At 51.3% G+C, this 14,140-nt stretch carries 11 protein-coding genes; 2 read left to right on the top strand and 9 right to left on the bottom strand.

The features are described 5' to 3' along the window. The first annotated feature begins 79 nt into the window (after positions 1 to 79). Both ACHZBS_RS03300 and ACHZBS_RS03305 read left to right on the top strand, forming a co-directional pair. Complete coding sequence (locus ACHZBS_RS03300; protein WP_319405109.1) at positions 80 to 1,129, top strand: prolipoprotein diacylglyceryl transferase family protein; 1,050 nt, start codon at positions 80 to 82, stop codon at positions 1,127 to 1,129. Positions 1,130 to 1,241: 112 nt separating this feature from the next. Beyond that, positions 1,242 to 1,706: a DUF2062 domain-containing protein gene (locus tag ACHZBS_RS03305; RefSeq protein ID WP_319405110.1), complete on the top strand. Its 465-nt coding sequence runs from the start codon at positions 1,242 to 1,244 to the stop codon at positions 1,704 to 1,706. A gap of 159 nt (positions 1,707 to 1,865) precedes the next feature. On the opposite strand, the gene ACHZBS_RS03310 is transcribed toward ACHZBS_RS03305, so the two are convergent. From ACHZBS_RS03310 to ACHZBS_RS03350, 9 genes are all read right to left on the bottom strand, one after another. After that, positions 1,866 to 3,698, bottom strand: a complete 1,833-nt coding sequence (locus tag ACHZBS_RS03310) for a GNAT family N-acyltransferase (protein WP_319405111.1) — start codon at positions 3,696 to 3,698, stop codon at positions 1,866 to 1,868. A gap of 45 nt (positions 3,699 to 3,743) precedes the next feature. Then, positions 3,744 to 5,492 carry a transposase gene (locus tag ACHZBS_RS03315; RefSeq protein ID WP_319404994.1) on the bottom strand — a complete coding sequence of 583 codons (1,749 nt, stop codon included), beginning with the start codon at positions 5,490 to 5,492 and terminating at the stop codon, positions 3,744 to 3,746. 1,045 nt (positions 5,493 to 6,537) lie between these two features. Further along, complete coding sequence (locus ACHZBS_RS03320; protein ID WP_319405112.1) at positions 6,538 to 7,119, bottom strand: DJ-1/PfpI family protein; 582 nt, start codon at positions 7,117 to 7,119, stop codon at positions 6,538 to 6,540. 95 nt (positions 7,120 to 7,214) lie between these two features. Then, on the bottom strand, positions 7,215 to 7,586 hold the full coding sequence (locus tag ACHZBS_RS03325; protein WP_319405113.1) for a hypothetical protein: 372 nt from the start codon (positions 7,584 to 7,586) through the stop codon (positions 7,215 to 7,217). Between the two features lie 238 nt (positions 7,587 to 7,824). After that, positions 7,825 to 8,538, bottom strand: coding sequence for a HEAT repeat domain-containing protein (locus tag ACHZBS_RS03330; protein WP_319405114.1), 714 nt, complete (start codon positions 8,536 to 8,538; stop codon positions 7,825 to 7,827). After that, positions 8,502 to 10,667, bottom strand: coding sequence for a HEAT repeat domain-containing protein (locus tag ACHZBS_RS03335; RefSeq protein ID WP_319409058.1), 2,166 nt, complete (start codon positions 10,665 to 10,667; stop codon positions 8,502 to 8,504). The genes ACHZBS_RS03330 and ACHZBS_RS03335 overlap by 37 nt, the downstream gene beginning before the upstream one ends. A gap of 205 nt (positions 10,668 to 10,872) precedes the next feature. Continuing rightward, the gene (locus ACHZBS_RS03340) at positions 10,873 to 12,975 is read right to left on the bottom strand and encodes a hypothetical protein (RefSeq protein WP_319405115.1); all 2,103 of its coding nucleotides are present in this window, start codon (positions 12,973 to 12,975) and stop codon (positions 10,873 to 10,875) included. Continuing rightward, a complete protein-coding gene (locus tag ACHZBS_RS03345; protein WP_319409059.1) occupies positions 12,966 to 13,835 on the bottom strand; it encodes an IS3 family transposase in 870 nt (289 codons plus the stop codon). The genes ACHZBS_RS03340 and ACHZBS_RS03345 overlap by 10 nt, the downstream gene beginning before the upstream one ends. Continuing rightward, the gene (locus tag ACHZBS_RS03350) at positions 13,820 to 14,125 is read right to left on the bottom strand and encodes a transposase (protein WP_319405116.1); all 306 of its coding nucleotides are present in this window, start codon (positions 14,123 to 14,125) and stop codon (positions 13,820 to 13,822) included. Before ACHZBS_RS03350 ends, ACHZBS_RS03345 begins: the two co-directional genes overlap by 16 nt. Between the last annotated feature and the right edge of the window lie 15 nt (positions 14,126 to 14,140).

A 14,140-nucleotide genomic window follows, 5' to 3' on the forward strand; every position in this document is an offset into this window, starting at 1 on the left:
TTCAAGTGAGATGATCCAATCACGCCCTTCCTCGACCCCTTGGCCCCTTTAATCCTTCACAAGCATAGGAGCTTGATCCATGGCCAACTGGCTTTTTGTAACAATAATGGCACTCCTGCTGGCACCGGTCTACCTATGGTGCTTCAAAGCCCTGCCGGGGGAACGCTGGCAGATCATCTGCGCCATTCCCGTTAAAAAGATGATCGACGGCACCTGGCAGGGCCTCAACCTGACCTACTATGGCCTTTTCAACGCCATGGCCCTGTGTGCCGCGGTCACGCTGGTGTTAATTCTCACGGCCGCGGCGGGGATCGATTTCGGCATCTTTTCGGCAATCATCACGGTTCTCCTGGGCGTCTGCCTGCCCGGCTCGCGGCTGATCGCCCGCTGGGTGGAGAAGAAACCATATACCTTCAGCGTGGGGGCGGCCTCCTTTCTGGGAATTGTCCTGGGCCCGTGGCTGGTACTCCTTGTCGAAGCCGCCGCTAAACACTTTCTATCCATCTCGTTTGAAACCATGGCGGTGGTATCCGCGCTGATGGTGGGGTATACTCTGGGCGAGGGAATCGGCCGGCTGGCCTGCATCAGTTTCGGCTGCTGCTACGGCAGACCCATGGACCAGATGCCGCCGGTGGTGCAGCGTTATTTTTTATGGATCGCCTTCACCTATACCGGCGACACCAAGAAAATCGCCTATGCGCACCAGCTGGGCGGAAAAAGGATTTTTGCCATTCAGGCGGTCACTGCCGTTTTGTACAGCCTCGGCGCATTGGCCGGCACGTTGCTGTATCTGCATGGCCATTATCCGGGAGCCTATTTCTTCTGTCTGCTGGTCACTCAGGGCTGGCGGTTCCTGTCCGAATTTCTGCGATCCGATTATCGTGGCGACCGGAAAATCAGCGTTTACCAGATCATGAGTTTGCTGACCATCCCCTACGCCGTTCTCGTTGGGCTGGTGTTTCCCTCATCTGCCACTGAAATCGACATACTGGCCGGACTGCACATCCTGTGGAATCCGGCGGCAATCCTTTTTCTCCAGGCACTCTGGATTACCATGTTTATCCGCACGGGCAGGAGCCATGTCACCGGATCGGCCCTCTCCTTTCACGTGTACCCGGATCGCGTTTAAGAAAAGGGCTCCGGGTTTCGGCTTCAAACCGGTGATTGTTTCTCTGTTCCTTGACCCCTTGAACCCTTAACCCCTCACTCCCGCAGACGGACCACCCGTAGCCATCCAACGCATGAAACTAAGAATCCTGACGATCTACAACCGGTTTATCAAGCTAAAAGGGGCGCCACGCGAAATCGCCCTCGGCTTCGCCTTGGGCCTGCTGATCGGCATGACCCCCTTTTTCGGTATGCATTTCATCTCGTCCATCCTGCTGGCATCCCTGCTGGGCTGGAGCAAGATCGCCGCTATGGTCGGTGTAAACATCACCAATGTAGTCACGGCGCCGCTGATCTATCCGGTCAATTATTGGGTGGGCGTCAGGTTGGTGGGTTTCTCCAAAGAGATCGACTGGTCGACGGCCCTCAAGGTTGCCGATATGCTGGCTCTGATGCAGCAGTCGCCGTTGATCCTGGTCGACCTGTCCATCGGCGGCATGATCCTGGGTATTCCCCTGGCGGTTGCCGGCTATTTTCTTGCATTCAGAATGATCTGCCTCTACCGCAAACGGGCATCACCCATCGATGCTTCGCAGTAGTACTCATCATCATCTGAAATTTCATGCTCACCTTTTCCATTTCTCCAACGGGGGGACGGTAATATCTTTCGTCCCACCTCATCACGATTTCGGCCACCGACATCGGACTAACGGACTTAGGCTTTCAGGAGTCAGCCCTCAGTTCTCTGTCATCAGTCCTTAGCCCTGAGCCTTCTGAGCTCCGTCCTCCTGATAGTTCTCACGATAGCATCGGCAGCCATCTGCCCCCATGAACCGTTCCAGCAGCTTGATCTCCGTTTGCATCAGGTCCACCACAACCAACCCGTCAATGGCATCGGCAAAGTCACGGTCCACATTGAAGGCGATAAACTGTCCGTTGAGTCTCAAGTAGTGTTTGATCAGCACCGGCAAGCGCTTGCCGTCGTCCTCGATTTCGGCCACCAGCATGGAGACGTCGTCAATGGTTTCGGCCGACAGGGCGGCTGCCATTTCTGGAAGCCGGCGGTCGGCCAATGGGCGCAGCGGGCAGCGCGGGCTCACATGGGCGCTGAGTTCCTTGGCGGTGCAGCGCTGTCTGAGAAATTGGACCATGATGTGCTTGGATACCCGATGGTAGCTGTCGCTGATGCTCACCGGCCCGAAAAGGATCCGGTACCTCGGGTGCCGCACCAGATAGGCGCCGATTCCTTTCCAAAGCAGGGCCAGACAGTTGGGCTGCCGCTGATATTCCGAACGGATGAACGACCGTCCCAATTCCAGCGAATCGGCCAGATAACGCAACATGCCGCCCTTGAACCGGAACAGGGAGTGGGTGTACAGCCCTTTGGGGCCAAAGCGCTCTAAAATGGCTCGCGTGTCCCCCATGCGATATGCCCCCACCACTTCGTATTTCTCAGCATTCCACAGAACCAGATGGCGATAGGTGCTGTCGAACAGATCCACATCCATTGATTTACCGGTGCCCTCACCCACGTCCCGGAAGGTCTTCTCCCTGAGTCTGCCGATTTCCCGGAGAAGATGGGGAATCTGCGGGCTATCGGCATAAAAGACGATCATCTGCTTGTGGACGACCAGACGGTTGCTTTCATGAAGTGCGGCCACCTCGGCTGCCAGGAGCAAGTTGTCCGCTGGAGCAATCAACGCTTGTTTTTTCCTCTCATTGTTGGCGCGCTTGTTGAGGGCTAAATGCGGTCGATCATCGGCCTGCATCCGGTTGGCCAGACAATAGGTTTTGAATCGCAGCCAGCCGACCAGATCCCGATCCCGGGAAAAAGTCTGCAGGCGAGGCTGTACGATGCACCGCCCTATGAACAGGTTGATGTGCGATGCTTTGCGGGCAAACAGTTCGCGGGCCAGCATCACGGTCCGCAACCGCGGGTGAATCATCCCCAGCAGGTTGAACAGCACACTGTTGCGCCCCGGGAAAAAGACAGGCAGAACCTGGGCGCCGCTCATGCGCACCAGGGCGGCGATGTGCGCACTCCAAGGGGGGTCGGTGACGCATTGCTGCCTTTGGCAGAAATGAGAAACTTCTCCGGCCGGAAAGATCACCAGACTGTTACCCGTTTTCAGCCATCGCAGGCATCTCCTGAATGTGTTCGCGTTGGATGGAACCGATGATTTGCTGCCGAAAGGATCAACGGGAATGATCGAATCCCTGATCGGTGCTATTTTCTCAAGAAGATGGTTGCCCAGGATTTTGGTGTCTGGCCGGATCCGCTGGAGAAGATCACCTAAAATAATCCCCTCGATACCGCCGAAAGGATGGTTGGCCACCACCACCAGCGGCCCATGATCTGGGATTCTGGCCAGATCATCGGAAGTAATTCGGTAGGTGATGTCAAGCAGGCGCAGGATGCTGCTGAAAGGTGCGTGGATTTTCCCGAAAGCCAGCAGATGCGTGTAAACGGCGTTGATCTCGTTAATGGCCAGCAACCGTCCCATCGGGCCGCGGGTCCATTCCGACAGGAATCGAGGTAACCGATGGTTCAAGTAATGATGAAGATCGATAAGCGTTGTATGGCTATTCATCGGCACCAAATGGCTGTCTGTCATTTTTGATGGACCCGTAAAAACTCACGCCGCCATATTTCGATAACTATCGGCGGCCTGAGTCGGATTGAGAAAAACAGATCCAAGATCTTCTATAAATCGTTGGATTCGCTCTTTGACAGCATGGATAAAGGTATCCACATGGCCAATATAGGCACCATTGGCCGCCCAGGCCTTTCTTCTGGCCTTGCGGGCGGCTCCTGCGCGAAGGATGTTTAAGCCGGTGGCCTTCATTCTGGCGTAAAACCGCACGGCCGGCATCCCCCGGACCCTGAGTTTCTTTACTCCGGTTCGTCGATCGAACTCACTCATGGTTGCTTCCACGCCGGCCCGCCAGCGATAGTCATCAATGAACGCTGCACTGGCTTCCAGCGCTCGCCGTTTTGCCAGACGGTAGCGCTTTTCGCTGTAGCGAAGATACGCCTTCTTCTTGCCGGGCTTTACCGGACATTGGGGCAACATGGGGCAGGCCAGACAGCGTTGCAGGTCAAAACCGGCGCCGAAGTTGGATCGTTTCGTTTTTGGTGACGTATTCTCTGGACGATATCCGGCAGGGCATTGGGTAACCAGGCCTTTTTTGTTGAAACGAAATTGGCTCAACAGATCTTCTTTACTGCGGCCCTTATGCGTCGGGGCAACCAGTTCAACCGTTGCTACTTGGGCAATCCGATCATTGGTGTCACTGCCGTAAAGCGTGTCGGCCAGCAATTTCTTGGGGCCAACACCCCGCACCCGGGTGTCAGCGATGGCTGGGGCCAACGCGTGGGCGTCGTGCTCACAGGCCGTTTGTACATTCACGTGGGTGATCAGATTCAACCGCTGCTGCTTCTCGGCGTTGTCTTCACCGCGGTCAAAAGTCTCCATGACCTGAACCTGATATCCCTGCCCCTTGTGTCCACTGTAGGTAGCATCCGGGTCCGAGGGGTTCTGTAACGAATCAGCCGGTATATCGGCGGGCTTTTTGACGGTCACCTTGCTGCCGTCAGTATCGCTGCTCAGGCTACACTGCTCGGCCAGCACCCGTTGCATCAGTTTGTAGCTGTGCATGGAACAAACCTGTGGCTGATCCTTGAACTGCTCGATGAGATCGAACAAGTCGGTGCTGACGGTTTTCAGTGTCTTCTCGGATCCTGATGGCTTGATCATGGAAAAGGCGGCCAGGGCTTTTTTCCCCCAATAGCGCGCGATGACCTTCTCATCGATGGCATCGAAAAGCATCCGATGATGGCGTTTGAGGTTGACCAGAAATTTAAAGATCGTCTGGCTGAAAATACTGATCCGTCCGAGCCTGCGCATATTGGATTTGATGTGCACCGAATCGATGCGCTGGTCTTTGGTATCGACACCGAACACCACGGCCAGTTTGTCGGCGATGGCATCAAACATGGTCTCGTCAAGATGATTATCGATCATCACCTGGCGCATTGAGTAAAGGGTCTTTTCACTGATGGTTTTGGCATCATCGCTCTCTTCCGGGATGTTAAGGGCGTAATGCCACTGGATATTGAATGCAAGCTGTTCGATGGCGGCCTTGTCGGTCAGATCCATGGTCTGCTGGAGAAGAAGCACACCCAGCACGGTGTATAGTTCCTTGCTGGGTCTTCCGATGCCATCCGTAAAATGCGGCAGCATCTGATCGACGGGAAGTTCCTCCAGCAGATGTTCCCGAAAAAGACCTGGCCAGTCCTCCTCAAGCATTTTACGCCGTTTTGGACTTAAATGACGCCACGGATCGAACAGTTGTCGTTGTTTGTGGTTCTTAATACGAATCATGTCTTCTCCATGTTAACGTGCTGTAAATATGATACATTTCATATCATATCAGGTTGGAGAAGGCAATGTCTGTTTTTGTATTTTAACAATATTTTCAGTTGGATAGGTTGATAAGAGTTTTTACCGGTCCATCATTTTTGTTCAATCGCCTCCTTCGTAAGTTGTTCATTTTGATCTCAGGAATAATCCATGAAAAACCACACCCCGATTCGGGCATATCCCCTGGAGTGTCACACCCAACCTCCTCGATGCATGTTAGGACGGTGATAGATTCAGATTAAAAGTTGATAAGAAATGAATTGTCTGGGGAGGCAAAAAATTCGAAGGTTGGCTCTAAAAGACTCTGTGCAATACCGACTTGAGCTTTCGAAACAGGGTACCCTTGAACGTCGGTGGGCTAACACAACTCTGACAGTACGCTAATATGCTTGCCATCCATCAATTGTAGAGATGATTTTATCTCAAATCATGATACCAGCACTGATAATGCCTGACAGGAGGTCTATTTCTATGGTTCCAGAATTGAACGGAAGGGTCCATATCGACCAGAACCCATTGCGGAATCGAGCATGGCATGATGGGTCCGACACGGTGGGGGGAAACAATAAAATCCGCAAGCGGTTCATCATCTGCAAATGCCCGAAATGCAGCATCCACCATGATGTCTATATGCTCTGGGCGGGCAGGGGGACGCCTCGAAAATATTGTGCCGCCTGCCGAAACATTGTTTCCGGATATGATGAAGCGGTCTTTTTTGAGGCATCAACGGCCTCCCGGAAACACCAGGGCCGAAAACACCCGATCATGCCGTCGAGTAATTTGGACTGACCGATGCCGGGAATAACAGCTTCCGCAAACGGGCAAAGGGTTCTGGGTTTCCTTTAACGGGTGTACGTCGTATTCGGCATTTTCCCTGACGTGGAATTCTGGGTGTCCGTGTAGTAAACACCGCCTATCATTTCTCACCCGATTCCAAACAGGACCAAGGCCAACCTCATGATCTGAGGATCGGCCTTGGCGGATTCGTTCCCCGACATTCAGGGTTCTATAACTCGATGCGGGTTCCCAGCACCTTCAGGAACTTGGCCAGCCACTGGGGATGGGCCGGCCAGGCCGGGGCGGTGACCAGGTTGCCGTCCACGTGGGCCTGGTCCACGGCAATGTCCTTGAATGTACCGCCGGCACATCCGACATCCGGTCCCACCGCCGGATAGGCTGAACAGCTTTTTCCCTGGAGCACACCGGCGGCGGCCAGCACCTGGGCGCCATGACAAACCGCGGCAATGGGCTTTCCCGCCTGGGAAAAGTGGCGGACCATTTCCAGCACCGTGGGGTTGAGCCGGATATACTCCGGGGCCCGGCCGCCGGGAATCACCAGGGCGTCGTAATCCTCGGCCTTGATCTCGGCGAAGGTGGCGTTGAGTCCGAAATTGTGTCCCGGCTTCTCGCTGTAGGTCTGGTCGCCCTCGAAATCATGGATTGCCGTGCGCACCGTATCCCCGGCCTTTTTATCCGGACACACTGCGTGGACCGTATGGCCCACCATGCTCAGGGCCTGAAATGGAACCATTGCCTCGTAATCTTCGACGAAATCGCCCACCAGCATGAGAATTTTCTTGGCTGCCATGATTGCCTCCTTGGGTTGATTGGGTAGATGGATTGCCGATGGTATCGGCGTCACGCATGCGAAAAATTTTCAAAAACCAGCCGAACGAACGACGGTCAGATTCGGTTTACCTCGACGGTCACATGGACAAGTTTAAAATCTGAAGGGATCAGTTGCTTGTAATATTCCGGTGGTTTGGGGGTTTCCGTAACCACCGACACGATGGCTGCATAAATGTCAGGCCCGACGGTCCACAGATGAAGGTCAACGACGCGATTATCGCCTTTTTTTTCGATGCCGTCCACCACTTTTTGCTGAACGGCGACCGGGGCCTGCCGATCCAGCAGCACATGGCTGGTGCCCACCAGCAGACCGATGGACCAGCGCGAAACCAGGATGGCGCCAACGATCCCCATGAGCGGGTCCATCCACATCAGGCCGAGATATTTAGGGAGGGTGTGGGGGATGAAATTATGCGTTTCGTTCATCGAGAAATCAAATTGACAAAAAATCTTATAGGGAAGAAATAAAAACGCATAATTTCATACCCCCCTTAGAACCGTTCAAGGAAAACACGACTTCGTTTCCATTTTCTTTCCGAAATCGCCTCCGGGCTCCGCGCAGGTCGGCGGCGAATAACTGATCACCTGGTTTGGGAAATTGATCTTGCCGCTCAACGAAACGATCGCCGTTTTCGATACATTACTTCGTTACTCCAATAAGTCTTCATTTATGTGTAGTTTCTTTTTCTGAAACCCTGGATATGAATACAGGATGACCTTCCAGCTTCATGTTTTGGCTTGAATCCAGACGATTGAGAAGATGGTTGGCCATGGCTTTCATGCCTGGATCTCTCTCATTGGATAGAATGGAAAGGTGCTTGGCGGATTCCTTGCTGCAAGATTCGCCCAATGCCAAACCGGCAATATAGCGAACTTCAAGGGACGGATCATCGATTAGGTTTTCAAGGGCATTCGTAATCACCATGTTGACGCCTTCACCCCGGTTCCGATTCCGCTCAAGGATCTTGCCCAAGATAAAGGCGCATTTCCAGCGAAGATACGGATCTTCGGATGAAAGCATAGATAGAAGCGTCTCAACCGATTCATCCCCCAAGTCCGCTAATGCCCAGCCCGCCTTTTTAACGCTCTCCGGATGTCGGCTGTCCAGAAAACCGATCAGCTGTTCTGCGGCTATGGCTGCTTTGCTTTGTCTCAACAAAGAGATGGCTTCAAGTTCAAGTTTGTTGCTGTTTAGCCCATTCTCGGCGATAAATTTCAGGTATCGATTATAAAATTCATAAGAAACGGATTTCCCGGACAATGGGTCTTTTTCTATATTGAGCACCTTGAGGGCCCTTTTGCGTACAGCCAAATCAACTGACTGGTTTTTCGACAGCTCTACTACCATCGGAACCAGTTCCGGATGTTTTTCCCCCACCTATAGTATAAATTCAAGGCTACTTTCTGAAGATCAGGACAGCCATATTGCAGCACTTGCCGAACGCAATCCGGGTCATCCAATATTACTTTAAATTCATAACTCAAACCACGGAATATCGAATCAGTAAGATCCTTTTTTTTCCGCGAGACAATTTTGTTAGCGTGTTCTATGGCCTCAGGTATTTTCGAATAAACAAGCCCACTTAATGCTTGGCTCCAGACTTCCGGATCCTTGCTTTTCCCCGCATCAATCAGCGTGTCCAATGCAGGCTGACCGATACCTCCCAGAACGATCCAGCAAAAAGGCTTGCCTTCCGCAAGTCGTGCAGATACTGGACCAATAGCGATCGGGTCTTTTATTTTAGCCAGAGCTTCAGCAGCTGCACGGCTGGTCCTCTCGTTTTCACTATCAAACAAGTCTAAAAGCGCTGGCGTCGCTCTTGGGTCGCCAATCTTTCCCATATTGATTGCGGCCACATACTGCTTGCCATTGCTCTCATCCCGGGAAGACTCAATGAATACATCAACGAAATCTTTGTTCGCAAAACCATAACTGTAAAAACATACTGCGGTATGATCCCGCACTTTCGGATTGGCATGCTCAAGGAGTATCCTGGTGGCTGCTATTGCCTCAGGGTGATGTAATCTGACGATATCACAACACACTTTTTGCGGATCTTTCTCTTCATCATATACGTATTGCATCAGATGAGGTACGACTCGCGCATCGTTGAACACTGCCAGTGCCTTGGCGGCCTGAAGCCTGACACCTTCTTCCGGACTATCCAAAAAAAGAAAGATCGAATCGGCCATACCTTTAACATTCTTAAATTGTAGCCATTTGATCGCGCTTGCCTGCATTCTATAATTATCGGATTGAAGCGCTTTTTTTATAAGCTCGGTAGTTTCCGGTGCATCAATTTTACGAAGTGCCGCGAGCGACAACGCATTAGCCAAATCGTTCGAACTGCCTAAATTCTCAATCAGCACGGGAACTGCAGATGAACCAAAATTAATTAATGACCCTCGAACTCTTTTTAGAACTTCAACATCGTCGTCATCCAAAATGGATGACAATGCTCGAACTATAGATTGGTCTCTTGGATATGCACCCAGGATCCAGGCCGACATCTGTTTTACTAAAGAGGAATTATCCTGAAGATGCTCAATTAACCGAACAACCGCATCCGGCTCCTTATTCTGTTTTAAAACAATGGCGGCCTCGGTTCTCACATCCGGATGGGGATCATAAATCAATGTGTCTATCAATGCATCGAGTATCGACGGTGACCTGTACAGTCCCAGAGCCCACACGGCATTTTCTCTGACCTGTTCATCATGGTCCTTCAACGCCTCCAACAATGGTTGAACAAAACGCAAGTCTGCAAAAAAGCCAACCTCTTTAAGCGCGTCGATACGTTTTTGATACTTCTTAGAGGTCAGGTTTTTCAGCAGTTCTTCTCTTTGCCATAGTGTCGGGTATCGAAAAATGCGCTCTTTAAAAACATAGCCAGAACATAAACCTGTTCCACCATTAACCATCCGACCTCTCATTCTTATAAACAGGTCAATAGGAAGCGTGGTAAAATCGATTCCCTTGGGTTTATGATGGGGAACTCCCGGAAAACGGTTTCGGAATGCATTTTCAAGGAATTCTTCTTCCTTTTGGAATATCTTTTTAAAAAGATCTGTCTCGACGATGTAGAAACTGGCATCATGCAATTCCTCTCGGCGGGCTTGGTATATCGTTGGCACCTTCTCCAACATAATCGTACCAGTAGGTTTTCCCCATGAAAAAAGGAATTTATAGCCGGGTTTGTATGCCGAATAGCGATATTCTAACCCCTGTAGAACCGGCAGATGTAAATCCATATTGTAATTAGAGGCTTTGAACGAGCCATTTTCGCCTGAAAATGTTTCGATTTGCCGTTTAAAGGAAGAAACTCCTCCCGCCGGTGTGGCTGTGACCATATGGATCGTCATAGCAACAGCCACTCCTTCGATCGGCTTTCCAGTTTCCTTATCCACCATCCTGCCTTTCCAACTCTTTGCATGACCATTTCCGGAGAAAGAGGCCAATCCAATGATAAGCAGGCAGATGAATAAAAATTTGCGGATGAAATTCATTAATTTCAAATGGATATTGCTTTATTTCTGGTATGAACGGAAATCGTCCTCAACATCGGCATGAATCCGACTTCATTGATCCGTTCTATTTCAGTCAGCAATATTTTTCGAGCACTTGGAGCTAATCAATAGGGGTAAACCCATAGGGAACCAAGTATCTCTATGCGACATTACCCGGTAGCGCTTTCGCCCGGACTGCTGACTGTCATGGTGTAAACGGTGGCGTTGTTATGACATCAATGGCGACAGCTTGCGTCACCATACCTCCCAACCCGCTGACCTGAATCGTGTAGGTCGTGGTTGCGTTGGGGTAAACTATCATGGTACCGCTGGTATCGATTGAAACGGTCCCATTTCCATCATTCAATTCCGCGAGGTCGGCGAACTCCGACGTCCATGACAAGGTGACCGGTTCGCCCGGATTGACTGTTGTGACACTGACTTCGACTTCGAGCGTCGGCACCCTTAGATATGGAGACCAAGCCGGGGCGGTGGTCCTGTCGCCCAGAGTGGTTAACGCTTTGAGATCACTGCCACCCAAGTTCATTGTATAAATATCGCCGGATTCCTCAAAGGCAAGCCTCAGCCCCTCAGGAGAAAAATTGGGATGATAGCATCCGGCAGTGCAATCGCGAAGCTTTTTCATATGGCCTCCTTCACGATCCATTATCCATATGTCCAGAACCCCTTCCCCGTCACGATTGGAGGCAAAAACGATCCAATCGCCTCCGGGCAACCAGGACGGCTGAATATTGGTGTAATCATCGTCGGTCAACTGCCGGTTGTTCGATCCGTCAGAATCGATCAGGTAGATATCCCGGTCGAAAACCATTTCATTCGTTGTTGGGTCTTGCTGCTGGTGGACATAATAGAGAATTTCATCTCTCACCGGGGACCATGCCGGGGCGCTTCCGTTGATGCGTTTATTATTCCAAAATTCAAAGCTGTTGAGATAATCCCAGGTTCCCGAGTTTAAATCATAGACAACGATCCCGTTAAATCCCATATCCAGTTTGTCGACAATCGCAACAATTTTGCTGCTGTCCCTGGAAAAGGCGGGGGAGATCAGAGGCAATATCGGATTGATTCCAAAATAGGGGTCGTTCGGGCTGATGATCGATATTACGTCAAGGGTTTCCAGATCCACAATCTCGATCGTTTCCGTGAAACCATCCACGCAATAGCCATCTGTAGCCGCAGCGCCACACGTTTGCTTTGGAATAGCCATCCGCGTGCCGTCCGGGCTCCAGGCCGGTTCAAAATACCAGAGTCCTTTATCGATATTGCCGGTAATCTCCCGTTCATCGGTTCCGTCAGCGAATGACGCATAAACATTGCTGAGGTTGGGCGGGCCGCCGGGCTGGTGATAGTAGGCGATTCGAGAGTTTGAAGCGATCGGAATCGCAGCCGCGGCGACCGCATCGGTTTCGTTGCCCAGCCCGCCCCGATAGACCAGGGTAAAAGATATATCCAAGGCACCGATGGGAATGCTTTGGTCGAGGGGAATGGATAAGGAAACATATCCGTTATTAATGGCATCGTTTTCGTCGACGACCGTGTAGATCCCTTTGGCCACGTCATACACCATGTCTCCACCACGGGGCGGAATATAGCAGCATACCAAATCCAATACTCCGTTTTGCATAATCTCAACCGAACTCCCGGACTGGTTTGGGGATGGCGTGGTATTGGCGACATCGAAGTTTACAGCGCTTATGACAAGGTCATCACCGGTTCTATTGGTATCATAGTTGACAGAGAGATTTTTAACGTCCATGGTGCCACGGAAAAAGTAGTCCAGCAGGGCGGCGGAGTAGCCAATGGCGCGAGGAATGAGTTTTTTGGCATATTGTTCGTAACATTTTTCGTCCAAAAGAAAAGTATCGTCAACTTCCGGCTTATTCCACATGTAAAGCTGCCAATACCAATATCCGGCAGCTAAAAAAGGCGTTCCGACCGCATCTGATGTTTTGCTGAAGTAGATTCGTTTGTCCGTTACGCCATCTTCCGCATCGACTTGTTTAGGATTAAGCCACACATTTTCATCATAATTGGTATCTTCCAGTACAGGATGAGGATAGTTGCCTGAATTAAATTTCCAAGGGAAGGTGTCTTCGGTCCAGAAATTGGCGCTGGTGTATTCGGCCAGACCGATTGTCGTATTCGAATCTCCCGGTGGATTGGATCCACCCAAGTTGTATTCATCATGGTCCCAGAGTGCCGAAATCGGGCTTGGAGCATATATGTTTGCAACAGCCAGATCAAAAATCTGGATTTTCCCCAAAAAAGTAGACACGGTTAAAAGCAAACTGCTGATTTCATGACCCGTTCAAATTGATCGGGAGTTTTGTAGCCCAATGTCGAATGTTTGCGTTTTCGATTGTAGAACACCTCAATGTACTCGAATATCGCCTTCAGGGTGTCCTGAGGGCCCTTGAATTGCTCGTGGTGGATCAGTTCCGATTTGATGATGCCGAAAAAAGACTCGGCCACCGCATTGTCCCAGCAGTCACCTTTACGGCTCATGCTTTGGATGAAATGATGCTTTACCAACACCTTTCGAAACTCCTTGCAGGCATACTGAACACCGCGATCCGAGTGAATGATCAGCCCGGCACCGGGACGACGATTGCGGATGCCGCGGGCAAGAGCTGTTATAACCATTTCAGCGCTCAAGGAACTGCTCAGCGCCCAGCCGACCACCATACGGGAGAACAGGTCGATAAAGACCGTCAGGTAAAGCCAGCCATGCGCTGTGGCGATGTAGGTGATATCCGACACCCACACTTTGTCCGGCCCATCGGTCTTAAAATTACGCTGCAAAAGGTTGTCCGCGACCGGATGGGAATGCTTCGAATCCGTAGTCGCCCGATACTTGCGCCGGACAATCGAGCAAAGACCGGCGGCTTTCATTCTGCGGGCAACCCGATTCTTTCCGACAGGAAAACCCATATCATTGAGTTCATCCGCGATCTTCGGGCTGCCATAACGCCTCTTGGATTTCATGAAAATCGCCTTGATATGGGCGTCCAGACGCCTGTTATCGATCGCCCGGCGGCTTTCGGGACGACCACGCCACCGGTAATAACCGCTACGAGACACCGAAAAAACCTGGCACATCTCCTCAACACTCCATTGAGTGCGGTGCTCGTCTATGAATCCGAATATCTGTGCGGATCCTCCGAGAAGATGGCCACGGCTTTTTTTAAGATGTCACGTTCCCGACGAAGACGCTCGTTTTCACGTTTGAGACGCCGCAGTTCCTCATCATCTGGCTTCAGGTGGCCTTTACCAGGAAAGGCCTGTTCGCGGTCTCTAAACAGCTCGCGTTTCCAGCGGCTGATGATTCCTTGGCTGATGCCAAGATCGCGTTCGATTCCAGCTTGTGTGTTGCCGGGTTCGGATGCCAGCCGCACAGCTTCAATTTTGAATTCTTTGTCTATGTGTTTTTTTTCCATGGTGGAACACCTCCC

This window comes from uncultured Desulfosarcina sp., from assembly GCF_963664155.2.
Classification (GTDB): Bacteria; Desulfobacterota; Desulfobacteria; order Desulfobacterales; family Desulfosarcinaceae; genus Desulfosarcina.